Source organism: Desertimonas flava (genome assembly GCF_003426815.1).
GTDB classification, from domain to species: domain Bacteria; phylum Actinomycetota; class Acidimicrobiia; order Acidimicrobiales; family Ilumatobacteraceae; genus Desertimonas; species Desertimonas flava.
On record NZ_QKYK01000001.1, the window covers coordinates 95,209 to 110,253 of the forward strand.

Annotated in this window: 12 protein-coding genes; 9 read left to right on the top strand and 3 right to left on the bottom strand. The window is 70.7% G+C overall.

Annotation, left to right across the window (positions count from 1 at the left end; genetic code table 11):
- Positions 1-12: 12 nt before the first annotated feature.
- Positions 13-720 carry a helix-turn-helix transcriptional regulator gene (locus tag DN771_RS00455; protein WP_116995366.1) on the top strand — a complete coding sequence of 236 codons (708 nt, stop codon included), beginning with the start codon at positions 13-15 and terminating at the stop codon, positions 718-720.
- Between the two features lie 59 nt (positions 721-779).
- Entirely contained in the window at positions 780-1,196 is a 417-nt protein-coding gene (gene erpA, locus DN771_RS00460) for an iron-sulfur cluster insertion protein ErpA (RefSeq protein WP_116995367.1), read from the top strand.
- A gap of 24 nt (positions 1,197-1,220) precedes the next feature.
- Here erpA and DN771_RS00465 read toward each other — a convergent pair whose 3' ends face one another.
- Complete coding sequence (locus DN771_RS00465; protein ID WP_116995368.1) at positions 1,221-3,809, bottom strand: LuxR C-terminal-related transcriptional regulator; 2,589 nt, start codon at positions 3,807-3,809, stop codon at positions 1,221-1,223.
- 360 nt (positions 3,810-4,169) lie between these two features.
- On the opposite strand from DN771_RS00465, the gene DN771_RS00470 reads away from it, so the two are divergent.
- From DN771_RS00470 to DN771_RS00480, 3 genes are all read left to right on the top strand, one after another.
- Positions 4,170-8,624 (top strand): DUF11 domain-containing protein, encoded by a 4,455-nt coding sequence (locus DN771_RS00470; protein ID WP_116995369.1) that lies wholly within the window; start codon positions 4,170-4,172, stop codon positions 8,622-8,624.
- A 66-nt stretch (positions 8,625-8,690) separates the two neighbouring features.
- Complete coding sequence (locus DN771_RS00475; RefSeq protein ID WP_116995370.1) at positions 8,691-9,038, top strand: RidA family protein; 348 nt, start codon at positions 8,691-8,693, stop codon at positions 9,036-9,038.
- Positions 9,035-9,616, top strand: coding sequence for a DNA-3-methyladenine glycosylase I (locus DN771_RS00480; protein ID WP_116995371.1), 582 nt, complete (start codon positions 9,035-9,037; stop codon positions 9,614-9,616). The genes DN771_RS00475 and DN771_RS00480 overlap by 4 nt, the downstream gene beginning before the upstream one ends.
- A gap of 111 nt (positions 9,617-9,727) precedes the next feature.
- Here DN771_RS00480 and DN771_RS00485 read toward each other — a convergent pair whose 3' ends face one another.
- The gene (locus tag DN771_RS00485; protein ID WP_116995372.1) at positions 9,728-10,093 is read right to left on the bottom strand and encodes a hypothetical protein; all 366 of its coding nucleotides are present in this window, start codon (positions 10,091-10,093) and stop codon (positions 9,728-9,730) included.
- Positions 10,094-10,358: 265 nt separating this feature from the next.
- On the opposite strand from DN771_RS00485, the gene DN771_RS29085 reads away from it, so the two are divergent.
- Positions 10,359-10,514, top strand: coding sequence for a hypothetical protein (locus tag DN771_RS29085; RefSeq protein ID WP_162941384.1), 156 nt, complete (start codon positions 10,359-10,361; stop codon positions 10,512-10,514).
- 112 nt (positions 10,515-10,626) lie between these two features.
- Here the strand turns inward: DN771_RS29085 and DN771_RS00490 are convergent, their stop codons facing one another.
- A complete protein-coding gene (locus DN771_RS00490; RefSeq protein ID WP_116995373.1) occupies positions 10,627-11,403 on the bottom strand; it encodes a hypothetical protein in 777 nt (258 codons plus the stop codon).
- Between the two features lie 85 nt (positions 11,404-11,488).
- Between DN771_RS00490 and DN771_RS00495 the strand changes: the two genes are divergently transcribed.
- The 3 genes from DN771_RS00495 to DN771_RS00505 all read left to right on the top strand — a co-directional run bounded on the left by DN771_RS00495 (position 11,489) and on the right by DN771_RS00505 (position 14,932).
- Positions 11,489-11,839 carry a VOC family protein gene (locus DN771_RS00495; RefSeq protein WP_116995374.1) on the top strand — a complete coding sequence of 117 codons (351 nt, stop codon included), beginning with the start codon at positions 11,489-11,491 and terminating at the stop codon, positions 11,837-11,839.
- Between the two features lie 58 nt (positions 11,840-11,897).
- Entirely contained in the window at positions 11,898-13,286 is a 1,389-nt protein-coding gene (locus DN771_RS00500; RefSeq protein WP_116995740.1) for a pyridoxal phosphate-dependent decarboxylase family protein, read from the top strand.
- A gap of 275 nt (positions 13,287-13,561) precedes the next feature.
- Positions 13,562-14,932, top strand: a complete 1,371-nt coding sequence (locus tag DN771_RS00505; protein ID WP_116995375.1) for an 8-oxoguanine deaminase — start codon at positions 13,562-13,564, stop codon at positions 14,930-14,932.
- Positions 14,933-15,045: the final 113 nt, after the last annotated feature.

The following is a 15,045-nucleotide window of genomic DNA, read 5'->3' on the forward strand; positions in this document are numbered from 1 at the left end:
TCTCGACGGTCGATGACGTCGCCGTCCGAAGGCGTGTCGCCCGAGACCCGGCGTGCTCGGCCCGACGCTCTGCCGTCGCGCCAGGTGCTGCAGGTGCTGGGCGACAACACCCGCTACGCGATCTACCTCGAGCTCGCCCGCGCGGCCCGGCCCCTCGTGACGGCCGAGATCGCCGAGACGCTCGGCCTCCATCCGAACACGGTGCGGCCACACCTCGATCGTATGCGGGATGTCGGCATCGTCGAGGTGACGACGGACGCCCGCGGTGAGGTCGGTCGCCCGCAGCACCGCTACGCGCTCGCGCCCGACGCCCCGTCGCTCGGGCTCGAGCCGCCGACGATCCCCGTGCTGGCCCGCATGGTGCTGGCGATGGCACGGCGGGTCGGCGCCGGTCCGGCCGACGCCCTCGCGGTGGGCGAGTCCGAGGGCAGCGAGCGGGCCCGCCGCTACGCCGATGCGCCCTCGGCCCTCGAAGCGATCGTGTCCGACCTCGACCGTCTGGGATTCGACCCGGTCGTCGCCGCCGGGGACGACGGGGACTCGGCGGTCGTGGCCTTCGCCCACTGCCCGTTCGCCGAATACGCCGCCACCCACCCTGACCTGGTCTGCAGCCTCCATCGCGGGCTCGTCACGGGCTTCGTCGACGCCATGGGCGACAGCGCAGTCGTCGAGTTCTGCGACATCGCCCATCGCACCCCGTGCCAGGTCACATTGTCCTGAGTCGGGGAATGTGCCGGCCTTCGTGGGCGTTGCACTCTCGCGGTCGGCGTCGCAGGACGATGTCTGCCCAGCTAGATTTCTCTGTAGAACCCATCACGCGGGGGCTCCGCCCTTGCGTGACCCCCGAAAGCACAGGAGGGGATCCGTTGATCACACTCACCGACAATGCGGCGTCCAAGGTGAAAGAGCTCCTCGCGGCCGAGGGCGCCGAGGACCTCGCCCTGCGCGTGGCCGTCCGGCCCGGTGGCTGCAGCGGGTTCTCCTACGAGATGTTCTTCGACGGTGACGTCGCCGCCGACGACGAGCAGGCCCGCTTCGGTCCCGACGACGCCGTCCGCGTCATCGTCGACGCCCAGTCGGCCCAGCTCCTCGCCGGCGCCACGCTCGACTACAAGGACGGCCTCGACCAGAGCGGGTTCGCCATCACCAACCCCAACGCCACGCGCACCTGCGGCTGCGGCCAGAGCTTCAGCTGACCCCAAGCTGCGTCGCCGGCGCCCTCACGGCGCGTCGGGGGGACGCAGCAGATCGAGCTCGATCGCCCGCTGGATCGCCGCGTCCTTCGTGGTGACACCCAGCTTCCGGTAGGCGCTGCTGAGCTGTGTCTTCACGGTGTTCGGCGACACGAACAAGGCGTTGGCGACCTCGACACGCGTGCGATGCCGCGCCCAGGCGCGCAAGACGTCGAGTTCCCGCCGCGTCAGCTGCACTGGTGCATGGCCCGCGTCGGTGATCGGCGTCGCCACCGGTTCGGAGAGATAGTCCTCGCAGGCGGCGAGGTCGAACCCCGACGCCAGGTCGCGCAAGGCGCGCAGGTCGCTGCCGGGGAGGTACATCAGCTGCACCCGCACGCCGAACACCTGGTACCGGGCGGCAGCTCGCTCGAGCAGCTCCCGTGCCGTGAGGTCATTGCCAGCGCGCAATGCCGCGGCGGCACCCAGCGTCTCCACGGCGGCCGCCGACCGCACGGTGTGGCCCGCCGCGACCTGCAGTTCGGCGAGCTCACGAACGGCCAGCGCCGGGTCGCCGGAGACGAGCTGGTACAGCAAGCGGGCGGGCGCCAGCTGCCCGGGGCACGGCGTGGCCATCCGCAGCAATGGTCGACCCTTCGAGGCCTGGCCGCTGGCGAGCCAGAGGATCGCCAGGGCGTTGGACAAGGCCGCTGTGGCGAGGTTCGGCCCCAATCCAGGGCGCGGCGGCTTCGTCGCCAGCGCCGCGGCCACGCGGTGTGCCTCGCTTCCCGACCGGCCGAGACCGAGCTGTGCGTGCATCGTCACCCACGTGATGAACGGCCAGCTCTCGGCCACGTCGAGCAGCCACTCGGCTCCCTCGAAGGCGTGGAGGGCGCCGGTGAAGTCGAACTCGTCCAGCCGCAGGGCGGCGTCGCCGGTCACGCCCAGGACGTGGGGGACACGGCGCCGGTAGCCCGACGACCAGGCATCGGGATCGATCATCGCCAGGGCGTCTCGTGCCTCGGGTCGCCGCCCGTCGAGGGCATGGATGCCGACGGCGAACCCGAGGGCGTAGTTCTTCCACCACGGGACGACGGCGGCCGTCGCCGCTCGATCGACCAGCGTGCTCGCCCGGTCGAGATCGCCGTACTGAAACAGCGAATACGCCAACGTGCTGAGCGCCATCGGCAGGCGTTCGGTCAGTCCGTCGCGGTCGCCGGGCGGCAGCGACTCGAAGCACTCCAGGGCGTCGGTCGCCGCGGCGGCCGACTCCTTGGCGCGGCCGAGGTGACGCAGGGCGACGACCAGCCCGACTCGTCGCGTGAACTCCTCGCCTGGCGACATCTCGTCGACGCCGTCGAGCGCGTGGGCGGCGGCGAGGCGGAAGTACTCGGCGGCCGAGTCCCGGGTTGCCGGGTTCGTCGTGTAGGCGAACGCGCGGGCGAACGCCAGCATGGGATAGCGCTGCAGCGACGCCCGGGGAACCCGGCGCAGGTGGCGCTCGAACAGGTCGGTGGTGAAGATGTCGGGGTTGGTGCCGGACATGCGATCGCAGATCCGCGAGGCCAGCCCGAACCGCCGTCCGTCGATGGCCAGGTCGAGGGCGAGGTCGTGCTCGTCGTGTCGATACAACCAGGATGCGGCGAGCCCTGCGTCTCGCTCGTAGCGGTCGGGGTGATCGGCTCGGAGCCGGCCACGGAACACGTCGCGGACCGACTCGACGTACTGGAAGGCCGGTCGGTCGCGGGCGTAGGGGATCCAGCGCCCGAACCCGTTCCATGCGAGCTCGGCGAGCGCGGCATCGGCGTCTTCGACGCCGGCGAGCTGTTCCGCCAGCTCACGGTCGAAGTACGGCGGGACGCTGGTGTCGAGCACGAAGTCGATGAGCTTCGGATCGACGATCTGTGACTGCAGATCCTCACCGACGAGCCGTCGCCATGCGGTGCTGGCGAACGACGGCACGCTCCCCGACCGCTCGAGGGCAAACGCCGCGGCGCGAACGGCGAGCGGGTAGCCGTGGGTGTCGCGGACGATGCGCTCCGCCGCGCCGAGCGCGTGCGGGGCGTGCATGGCGAGCAGCTGCTCGACCTCGTCGGACGTGAATCGCAGGTCGGATTCGCCGATCATCCGAACGACGCCGCGGATCGCGAGAACGTCGTCGGTTAGCTTCGTGCTCGCCCTGGTCGTCACGACGATGTCGAGTCCCGGCACAGCGGCGAGGAGCCGGAGGAGATCATCGTCGATCTCGCCGGTGAGTCCTCGCAGGTTCTCGTAGGCGTCGATCACCAGCGTGGTCGGACCCTTGGCGCCGAGCACGTCGGCGATCACCGTGAGCGGGTCGTCGCCGACATCGATCGTGGCCGACGTCGTCGCCACCCCGGGGTGCCCGACGTCGCTGCGGACGGTGCTCGTCGCCACCAGTTGCCAGAACTCCCGCCGTGTTCCGACCTCGCCGCCGAGGGCCACCCACACGACACGCCGCGACGCGGGCGGGCGGGCATCGGCCCAGCTGCGCAGCAGGGTGGTCTTGCCGAAGCCACTCGGCGCAGCGACGACCCTCAGCCGCGGCCCGCCGGACAGGAGGTCGAACAGGCGCCGGCGCTGCACCAGGCCCTCAGGTGTCATCTGTGCGATCACGCTCCGCCCGCTCGATCGTCGGATCGCTCACGCGATCCGGCCAACAGTCGGACCGTACTCTCGCTGCGCCGGCAGCGCACGCGGCGTGGCAGCCGAGGATCACCCCGCGTTTCACCCTGCCCGGCGCACCACCCCATCGGAAAGTGGACGCTGGCGACGAGGCCGGATGCGGAGGGCGAAATCGGAGGTGAAAGCCGCCGGATCGCGTGACGACGCACGGTTTCACCGATTTCTGTGATGCCTGCCCCGGCGACCTCGCGCTCTCGAGGACGTCGTCACGATCCGGCGCTGCGTTGCGGGCCCCACCCGGGGGACACGCGCCGTGACCGCACGAAGCCAACACAAGAGGTTCACCACTCCATGGACACGATTGCGACTCGCACCTGCTTGCCCCGCGCCGGACGCCTGCTGGGTGCGTTGCTCACCCTCGTGCTCCCGCTCGGCTCGGCGACGCTGGCGAACGCCGCCGCCGATCCGCCGCCGACCGAGCCGCCCGCCGTGGCGAGCGAGCCGGCGGCCGACACTGAACCGCCCGCCGCGAGCGATCCGGTCGCGACCGTCACGGAACCGGAGCCGGTCGAGTCGCAGCCCTTCGACTCCGCCCCTGAGACCGGCTCGGTCCCCGAATCCGGCTCGGTCCCGGAGGGATCCGATCCCGACGACTCGGCCGTGTCGTCCGAGGCGCCGACCGTTCCGCCCGCCAGCGATCCCGACCGTGCCGACGATCCGGTGATCGGTCCGCTGGCCGTTGGTCCGCGGTCGGAGCTCGTGAAGACGGCGGCCGTGCCGGGCGGCGGCGCGGTGCAGCCCGGGATGCAGTTCGCCTACCAGATCTACGTCGCATGCACCACCATCAACGTCGGCTGCGTCGACTTCGTGTTCACCGATGTGATTCCCGAGGGCCTCGACATCGTGCAGCTACCAGTGTCGAACTCCCGCCGCACGGTGAGCTACGACCCCACCACTCGCACGTTGACGATGACGTACCACGAGACGCTGGACAACCCCGCAGGGGAGGTCGGACTCGACTCCGGGGGCAACGAGGCGTTCGACCTCGTCGTCGCCCTGCCGGACGACACGCCGCTGGCTACCGGCGACACGATCGACAACGTGGCGGTCGTGACGATCGACGGCGCCGTCGACGTCACCGACAACGCCGTGGTCGACGTCGAGGTTCCCGTGACCATCACCCCGATCGCGTCGAAGCAATGGCCAGGCGGCGGAGTGGTCGCCGGCAGCGACGCGGCGACGACCGCCACCATCGCGGTGGCCAACGGCTCGTCCGCGTCCTCAGAGGTCACGTCGCTCGCGGTGACCGACCTGTCGACCGCCACATGGGAGCACTTCGACCTCACCACCGTGGCTCTCGGCAGCCTTCCCGAGGGTGCGACACAGGCCCAGCTGTTCCTGTGCACCCAGCCGGCCTCGGCGTGTGCCGACGGCGACTGGCTGGCCGCGGGAACTGCATCGGCGCCCGGACCGCTCGGCCTCGGCGGCATCGACCCGGCCACGGTCACCGGGGTGCGCGTCGAGTTCACCGCCGGCGGCGAGCCGCTCCCGCGCGCCCCGCAGGCCGGCGGCAGCGTGCAACTCGGCCTGCAGCTTCGTGACACGCTCCGCTCGTCCGGCGAGCCCATCGCCCCGGACTCGCCGATCACGGTCGACAACTGCGCGACGGCAACGGCGAGCGACGGTGGTGCCCCGGTGGACAGCAGCCCCAGCTGCGCTGGAAAGCAAATCCTGTCCTCCACGGTTCGGGTGACCGCCGCCAAGTCGTGGACTGCCGACACGTTCGCTGTCGCCGGCGCCGAGTCGGCCGTGAGCGCGGAGATCACCGCCACCAACGCCTCGGCGTTCCCGGTGCATCAACTCGTCATCGCCGAGCCCGGCCCGAACAGCGACTTCGAGACGTTCGACGTCGACGAGGTCGCGCTCGAGTTCCCGAGCGGCGCGACCGACGCTCGCGTGCAGGTGTCCTACGCCGACGGCACGACGAGCGACGAGACCTACGGCACGGCGCAGACGATCTCCCTCGACGTCTCAGCCAGCCAGGTCACCGGCATCGTCGTCACGTACTCCGGCGGGACGGCCCTGGAGCCGGTGATCGGCGCCGGCGCCACGGCCGGCCTGGCGCTCCACGGCCACCTCACGGCTGCCGTCGACGAACCGACCACGCTCGACAACTGCGCCGACGTCACAGCCAACGGCCCAGCCGGCACGACGCCGGCCACCGACAGCGCGTGCGACGACCTGCCGGTCGAAGCGCCTCGTGTCAGCGGCGCGGGCATCAAGGGTGCGTCGCAGACCACGATTCCTGCCGACCAGCCCGTCACGTTCACGATGAGGCTCACCAACAACGGCAACCTGTCGTGGACCGACCCCGTCCTCACCGATCCCGCTGATCCCGCCGCATCGCCCAACCCGTTCGACTCGGTCGTGCTCGTGTCGGCGACGTCGACGAGCAGCCCGGCAAGCCTCTCGCGCCTCATCGAGGTGACCACCGACGGGGGTCTCACGTGGAGCGCCTACTCCACGCCGGTTCCAGCAGCCGTCGATGGCGTCCGGGTCCGCGTCGACGGTGACGTCCCGCCGTCGGGCTGGGTGCAGCTCAACATCACCGTCGAGCGCCGCCCCGGCGTGGACGCGGCCGAGATCGACAACTGTTTCGGGGCGACGGTCGACGGGGGCTCGGCGCTCGACCTCGGCAGCGCCGCCTGCGCCACGATCACCGCGGCCGAGGGCGACAGCGCGGCGACCCTCGACAAGGACATCGTCGCTACCTCGTTGCCGCAGTGGACGCCGGGTCTCGAACGCCAACAGACCGGCATCACGTTGCGGGTGGCCAACACCGGCAACCTGAGCGCTCGCTATCTGCGCATCATCGAGGACGACGCCGACTTCTTCGATGCCGTCGACTTCGCCGGCTTCGGCACGATCACCGCTCCCGCCGGCGCCAATCGCGTGCAGGTCGACGCCTTCGCCGGCGGGACGTGGATCGCCGGGACCCCGACCACGGTGGGATCGCCGACGCTGCCCGCAGGGGTCGCGCCCGAGGATGTCCGAGGGCTGCGGTTCACGTTCACCAGCACCGACGCGACGACCAACGACGGTTTCGTCCTCGCGCCCTGCGCTGCGGTCACCGCCGGCTGCGCCGGAACGGTCGGACTCGTCGTCAGCCCGCGACCGACGCTGGTGAGCGATCCCACGTCGGCGCCCCCGGCGATGCTGTCCAACACGATCCGCGGCGAGTTCGAGACCAACGTCGACGCCGGCACCGCGCAGCCGATCGATCCCGACACCGACACGCTCGAGTTGGTGCCCGGCGACCCCCAACTCGACGTCGACAAGGGTCCCGCCGGCACGGTGCTCGGGCCAGGATCGTTCGCCACGCAGACGCTGACCGTGACCAACAACGGCACGACGCCGCTCGCCGACGTGTCGATCGTCGACGCCCTGCCTGCCGGGCTGGCGTTCGACGAGACGCTCGAGGGCGATGGCGGCCCGTACACCGTGGTCGTCGGTGACCTGCCCGACGGTTCCGACCCGGCACCGGCACCGACGTTCGAGCTCGTCCGCGACGGCGAGCGCGTGGAGTCGGTGCGCTGGACGTTCGGCGGGTGGACGCTGCCGCCCAACGCCACGATCACCATCACGTTCCAGGTGGGCTTGGAGCCGGGAGTCATGACCGGCCAGACGATCACCAACACGATGGGGGCGACCGGGACCACCGGCGACCCGGACCGACCGCTCGCCTGCACGCCGCCCGACACGGCCGTCGACGGTGACGAGCGCTTCGGCGACGGCGTCTACTGCACCGACACCGCCGACACCAACGTCATCGCCGGCGCCGGGTTCCAGGCCCGCAAGTGGGTCGCCGGTGACGCCGCACTCGGCTGGTGGCATCCCACCCTCGGCTTCGTGGCGACCGGCGACGGCAACTGCCCGTCGGCCGACATCGGCGGTCGCCTCTACACGGCGACGCCGTGCGTCGCTCTCGTCGAGCGGGGCGGCCAGTTCGACTACGTGCTGCGCGTCGTCAACGCCGGCACCGAATCGGCAACGCGCATGGCGCTGATCGACAACTTCCCCCAGCAGGGCGACAGCGGCCTGACGCGCGGTGAGGCCCGGTTGACCGAATGGAACAACCGGCCGACACTGGCCGGTCCGGCCACCTACAGCGGGCCGGGAACGGCGACGATCGGCTACTCCTCGGCGGCCCAGGGCGCCTGGTGCACGGCTGACCTCGACCTCTCCGGCTCCGGCTGTGCCAGCGGATGGGACGACGGCGCCGGTGCGTCGACCACGGCGCTGCGCCTGCTCGCCGACTTCACCGACGACCCCCTCGAACCGGGCGCTGGCATCGAGATCCACTTCGTGATGAACGTTCCCAGCGAGATCGCCCAGGACGCCGACGTCGTCATCGCCTGGAACTCGTTCGCTCACGCCGAGGCGACCGAGACGGCCCAGGGGGGTGAGCGGATCCTCCCGCCGATCGAGCCGATCAAGGTCGGTGTTTCGCCGTTGCTCGTGCCCGTTCCTCCGACGTCCACGACCGTCATCGAGCCGACCACCACCGTCGACACGGCGGCGACCACGACGGCCGCCCCCACGACGACCGTCCCCACGACGATCGTTGCCGGTGGGTCGACGTCGGTGCCGCCGCCCGCAGGGCCGTCCACGACGGTCGCAGCTGCGGCTGCCGGCGACCTGCCCGAGACCGGTTCCGACGCATCCCGCGTGATCACGTTGGCCGCCCTCCTCCTCGTCGCCGCCGGCGCCGCCAGCCTCGTCATCGTGCGCCGGGTCCGGATGTAACGGACGGTGCCCTCGGCGGCGGATTCAGCCAACCCGTCCGCCGCGGTGCTGCCGTAGGATCCCGGCATGAGCAAGCCGCTGGGTCCCTATTCGCCGACGTACCGTGCGGGCGACTTCGTGTTCGTCTCCGGGCAGGTCGGCGCACGAGACGGTGTCGTCGTCGACGGTGGCGTCACTGCGCAGACCCAGCAGGTGTTCGCCAACATCGGCGAGCGCATCGCCGAAGTCGGCGCCGAGCTGACCGACGTGGTGAAGACCACGTGCTTCCTCACCGACATGGGCGACTTCGCCGAGTTCAACGAGGCCTACATCGCTGGCTTCGGCGACCATCGGCCGGCCCGCTCCACCGTGGCGGTCGCCGCTCTCCCGGCGGGAGCGAACGTCGAGATCGAGCTCATCATCCACAAGCCGTGAGCGCCGACTCACGGCGCGAACTGCCGCGTTGCGAATGGGGCGGCTCGACACCGCAGTACATCGAGTACCACGACACGGTCTGGGGCGTCCCCCAGTACGACCCGACCACGCTCTTCGAGTTCCTCACGCTCGAGGGCGCCCAGGCGGGACTGTCGTGGAGCACGATCCTCGCCAAGCGTGACGGGTACCGCGCCGCCTTCGCCGGGTTCGATCCCGAGGTCGTCGCCGGCTTCGGTGACGACGACGTCGAGCGGTGCATGGCCGATTCCGGCATCGTGCGCAACCGGGCCAAGATCCTCTCCACGATCGGCAACGCGAGGGCGTGGCTCGAGCTCGACGACCCGGTTGCTCACCTGTGGTCGTTCGTCGACGGCACGCCGATCCAGAACCGCTTCACCGCAATGGGCCAGATCCCGGCCAGCGAGGCGCGCTCCACGGCGATGAGCAAGGACCTCAAGAAGCGTGGCTTCCGGTTCGTGGGCCCGACGATCTGCTACGCCCTGATGCAGGCGTGCGGCATGGTCAACGACCACGTCGTGTCGTGCTTCCGCTACGACGAGGTCGCCCGCCTGGCCTGAACCCTCCGTGGGTCTGCCGGTTCGTCGGCCGCTCGCTCGATCGCCGTCCCTCCGCTCGGCGTGCACGTGGCGAATGTCGAAAAAACTCGAACATATGTTGGTGTTGTTACATCAGTCATGTAGCGTGCAGCTCTGGGAGCCACCGTCCTCGAAGCGATCCAGGAGGGTCTGCGCGCGCCGGCGCGGATGGCTCAGGCGATCGAGGTGGTTCCGTTCGGATGCGTGACGGGCAGCGAACTGTTCGAGGACGCCGAGCGATTCGCCGACGGGTTCGTCGAACACGCCGAGGAGCTCGTCAAACATGCGAATGAGCGAGGTTTCGAAAAACTCTTCGCAGCACTCGAGCGGGTCCGCCGGACGGTGGAAGTAGCGTCCGCAGTGGCGTTGAACGCTGTCGAGGAACGCGGCGTGCATCACGCCGACGGGCACCGCAGTCCGATCCCGGGTTGCCGGGCCACTCCACGACACGTCGACCACGCGACGGAATGGGCCTCGGTCGACGCCGGCGCATTAATGTCGCCAACTCAACCCTGCCGTGCGTTCATCACAACTTGTGGAAGTCGAAGCACGGCTACACCGTGCGGCGCGGTGCTGACGGCAACCTCCACATCCGCCGGCCCGACGGTACCGAGCTCCACCCCTATTGATCGCGCGTCCGGTGGGGGTGCTGTGCCGGACGAGTCCTCGGCGGGGATGGGATGCGGTTCTATACCCGGGCGGGTGGGGCGCTAACGTCGTCGGCGTGCCGGGTGTGATCGCCATCCTCGTTGTGCTCGCCCTCCTCCCCGTCGTCGTGTTGATGAGCGGCGGCGTGGCCTCGGGCATCATCGGGTTCTTCCTCGGTCGGGACGCCGATCGACGCAACGAGGGATCCGAGCTCCTCGAGCTCGAGGACTAGGGTCACGCGACGTCCGTCGCCGCCAGCCCCCGACCTCTCCGGCGATCCGGCTTGCCGAGCGGATGTGCGCAGATGATGCTCACGTCTCGAGCGTGTCCACGGGATCGCTGGATCAGACCGAGGGCGGCGCGTCAACCGGCGGCGGGTCGTCGACGACCGGTTGTGCAGGTCGAGGCCGGGGGCGAGCGAGGTGCAGCCCGCCGAGGGCCGCGACCTCGTCGATCGTCAAGCCGCGTGTGGACACGACCGTGCGGATGGCCGCGGCGATCGCCGCGCAGGCGTCGCGCTCCAACTGGTCAGCGTCGGCCTCACCGGACTCGTCGGCCTCCAGCGTGTGATCTCGGTACTCCTCGACGAAACAGCGCACGGTGGCACGCGCCACGTCGAACGAGTCGGCCGATGAATACCCGCGTGCCGCGAGGCGGCCGATCACTCTCGCCTCATCGGTGGGCTGCGGCCGCGACGCCAGAGCCTCCTCAGCAGCATGACGACCGCAATACCGGGCGGCGAAGCCGATCAGATCCGACAGGGCGCCGTCGGACTCGCCATCGGCGGGGTCCGCGGTGGTCACGGGCACCGGCCTGACCCGCTGACGCTCGGCAACCTGTTGGGCCTCCTCAGCACGGCCCCATCTCTTGGTCGGCCTGGGTCGCGCGATCCGGTCATTGCGATCGTCCGGGTCGCGATCCGCTCCCTGGCTCTCGAGATCGAGCGGCAGCCCGAGGTGCCACCGGACGCGGCGGATGGCGCCGGTGACCGCTCGCTCGCGCACTCTGAGCCGATCGAGACGCTTCTCCGAACCGCCTGACCGCTGGAGCTCGGCCCGCTCGCGCTTGATCGTGGCGAGCTCGCGGAGAAGCTTGTCGTGGTGCCGGCTGAGTCGGGTCATGGGCGGATCCGGACGGAGTTACCCTCGCAGGCCCGATCGTAGAGCGACTCGCGTCGCACGCAGGCTGCTGGGCTAGCGTCCGGCGATGGCCGTCCACATCGCTTCGATCACGTTCGACTCCGTCGACCCCGTGCCGCTGGCTCGCTGGTGGGCGGAGCGCTTCGGCGCCGAGATCATCGCCGAGAACGAGGGGTTCTTCGTGCTCGTCGCCGGCGGCTCCCTGCCCGCGCAGCTGGCCTTCCAGAAGGTCGACGATCCGACACCGGGCAAGAACAAGCTCCACCTGGACGTCCACACCGACGGTGATCTCGACGAGGAGGTCGGCCGTTGGGTCGAGGCCGGGGCGACCAGCCTCGGTTCGCGCACTGCCGGCGACTTCCGCTGGGTCACCCTCACCGATCCCGACGGCAACGAGTTCTGCATCGCTCCCGGCTGACGGCACGGAGGCGCGGCCGGCGCCGGCGCCGGGGATGCGTACGATCGCCCGGGTGACCATGCATCGTCCCGACGCGGCGAGTGAAGCGCTCACCGACGCCGTCGTCCGCTACGCGGTCGACCGCGTCCGCATGATGCCTCCGCCCCTCGATCACCCGCTGAGCCCCGACGAGCTGCGCGAACGCGCCGGGCGCACCATCACGCCGGAAGGGCTGGGGGGCCTCGAGGCGTTGCGTGTCTTCGGCGACGTCCTCGCGCCCGCTTGTCTCTCGGTCGACCACCCGCGGTACCTGTCGTTCGTGCCGGCGGCGCCGACGGAGGCCTCGATCCTGTTCGATCTCGTCGTCGGAGCGTCCAGCATCTACGGCGGATCGTGGCTCGAGGCGTCCGGAGCCGTCTACGCCGAGAACGAGGCCCTGCGCTGGTTGGCCGATCTCGCCGGGTTCCCGCCGGCGGCCGGTGGCGTGTTCGTCAGCGGCGGCACGGCCGGCAACCTCAGCGCCTTGCTCGCCGCGAGATGGCGCTGGCGGGAACGGGCAGGCGGCCGGCACGATCGCACACGAGGCCTGATGCTCACGTCGGGCGGCGCCCACTCCTCGGTGGCCCAAGCAGCGCGGGCGATGGACGCCGACGTCGTCAGCGTCCCGGCCGACCCCCGCGGCAAGCTCACGCGATCAGCGCTCGATGCCACGGTCGCGCGTCTCGACGACGACGAGCGCGAGCGACTGTTCGCCGTCATCGCCACGTCGGGCACCACGAACGCCGGGGTGGTGGACGATCTGGCGGCGGCGGCCGACGCTGCCGCCGACCTCGGCGTGTGGCTCCACGTGGACGGGGCGTACGGCGGGGCGGGGCTGACCGCGTCGAGCATTCGCCATCTGTACGACGGGATCGAGCGGGCCGACAGCTTCATCGTCGATCCGCACAAGTGGCTGTTCGCGCCGTACGACTCGTGCGCCCTCGTCTACCGGGACCCCGCCGTGGCCCGGCGGGCCCACACGCAGCACGCCGAGTACCTCGATGTGCTGCACACCGAGCACGAGCACGCCAGTCAGAATGCCTTCGACTGGAACCCGTCGGACTACGCCCACCATCTGTCACGGCGCGCCCGCGGCCTGCCGTTCTGGTTCAGCCTGGCCACCTACGGCACCGAGGCCTACGGCGAGGCGGTCGAGGCGACGCTGCGCACCACCCACGCCGGCGCCGAGCTCGTCCGGGCTGCCGAGCACCTGGAACTGGTGGTCGAGCCCGAGCTGACGATCGTGATGTTCCGCCGCCTCGGCTGGACGGCGGCCGACTACCAGCGCTGGAGCGATGCCCAGCTGCGCGACGGCGAGTCCTTCGTGACCCCGTCGGCGTGGGGCGACGAGACCGTCCTGCGCTGGTGCATCGTCAACCCGGAGACCACACCCGACGACCTCGCCGCCATCATCGACTCCCTCCGCTAGTGGTCGTCTGACGGGATGTGCCAATCACACCCCGTCAGAAGCGATTGCCGAATCGATCGTGAGTTTCCGGCCGCGTCAGGCGGCCCGAAGTTCATCCTGCAAACCTCCGGGCCCCGTCCCGGATAGTGCCTGGCACTATCTCACCGCCTGGACGTCGAGGCGTGCGTCGACGATTGCGAGAACCGCAACGATCAGCACAAACCTCTGAGGCATGTGCCAGGCACATCCCGTCAGGTCGGCGGGCGTGAGCGCTGCGGGCCTGGCAGGATCGGGGCATGCCCGACGAGACCTTCGACCTGGTCATCGCCAACGCCCGCTGCGTCGCCACGATGGACGACGCCGGGACCGAGTTGGAAGGCGGCTGGGTGGCGGTCACAAACGGTCTGGTGGCCGCGGTCGGTACCGGCCCGGCGCCCGTCGCCGCCACCACGCTCGATGCCACGGACTGCCTCGTCACGCCCGGGCTGATCAACACCCACCACCACCTGTACCAGAACCTCACGCGGGCCTACCCGCCGATGACGGACAAGCCGCTGTTCGGATGGTTGCAGTCGCTGTACCCGCTGTGGAGCGCACTGGACACGGAGGCCGCCTACCTGTCGGCGTGGGTGGGCCTCGCCGAGCTCGCCCTGTCGGGCTGCACCACGTCGACCGATCACCTCTACCTGCACCCGCAGCGCGCTGGTGACCTGCTCACCGCCGAGATCGACGCCGCCCGCGACCTCGGCATGCGGTTCCACCCGACGCGCGGCTCGATGTCGTTGTCCGAGAAGGACGGTGGTCTTCCGCCCGACGACGTGGTGTCCGACGACGACTCGATCCTCGCCGCCAGCGAGGAGGCGGTGTCGCGGCATCACGACCGCGCGCACGGGGCGATGGTCCGCATCGCCTTGGCGCCGTGTTCACCGTTCAGCGTGACCGAGTCGTTGATGGTGCGCTCGGCCGAGTTGGCCGAACGGCTGGACGTCCGGCTGCACACCCACTTCGCCGAGAACGCCGAGGACGACGAGTTCTCGATCGCCACGTTCGGGTGCCGGCCGACCGACTACCTCGACCGCACCGGATGGCTCACCGACCGGGCGTGGCTCGCCCACTGCGTGATGCCCAACCCGGAGGAGGTCGGCCGTCTCGGTGCCGCCGGAGTCGGCGTCGCCCACTGCCCGTCGAGCAACCTCATCCTCGCCTCGGGGATCTCGCCCGTCGTCGCCCTTCGGGCCGCCGGGGTGCACGTCGGCCTCGGCGTGGACGGCTCGTCGTCGGCGGACTCGGCGAGCCTGTGGCTCGAGGCCCGTCAGGCGATGCTGCTCGCCAAGCTGCGCAACGGCGCCGACGCGGCGACCGCCCGGATGGCATTGGAGATGGCGACGCGCGGCGGGGCCGCCTGCCTCGGCCGCACGGGTGAGCTGGGCGAGCTCACCGCCGGTGCGGTCGGCGACGTCGCCGTCTGGCCCCTGACGGGACCGGTGTTCGCGGGCGCCATCGCCGACCCGGTGGAGGCATGGCTGCGCAGCGGGCCGGTCTTCGCCCGCCACACGGTGGTGCACGGGCGCCCGGTCGTGCGTGACGGACGACTCGTCCACCCGGACGTCGACGACCGCCTCCGCGCCCACCGTCGCGTCGCCGCGGCGATCCAGCGCGTCGACTGAACGGCTCCCGTCCCGGCTCGGCCGTCGTTCTAGTGGTCTGTCGTCGAGTTGGTGAGGTGGATCGCGCCGCTGGGCTCGTCGCTGGCAAGGCGCGAGGACGAAGGCATACGCCC

Bases quoted from the DNA above. Each gene is read 5' to 3' on its own strand.
- DN771_RS00500 (WP_116995740.1), top strand. From the start codon at position 11,898: ATGCATCGTCCCGACGCGGCGAGTGAAGCGCTCACCGACGCCGTCGTC.
- DN771_RS00455 (WP_116995366.1), top strand. From the start codon at position 13: ATGACGTCGCCGTCCGAAGGCGTGTCGCCCGAGACCCGGCGTGCTCGG.
- DN771_RS00475 (WP_116995370.1), top strand. From the start codon at position 8,691: ATGAGCAAGCCGCTGGGTCCCTATTCGCCGACGTACCGTGCGGGCGAC.
- DN771_RS00505 (WP_116995375.1), top strand. From the start codon at position 13,562: ATGCCCGACGAGACCTTCGACCTGGTCATCGCCAACGCCCGCTGCGTC.
- DN771_RS00490 (WP_116995373.1), bottom strand. From the start codon at position 11,403: ATGACCCGACTCAGCCGGCACCACGACAAGCTTCTCCGCGAGCTCGCC.
- DN771_RS00470 (WP_116995369.1), top strand. From the start codon at position 4,170: ATGGACACGATTGCGACTCGCACCTGCTTGCCCCGCGCCGGACGCCTG.
- DN771_RS00495 (WP_116995374.1), top strand. From the start codon at position 11,489: ATGGCCGTCCACATCGCTTCGATCACGTTCGACTCCGTCGACCCCGTG.
- erpA (WP_116995367.1), top strand. From the start codon at position 780: ATGTCTGCCCAGCTAGATTTCTCTGTAGAACCCATCACGCGGGGGCTC.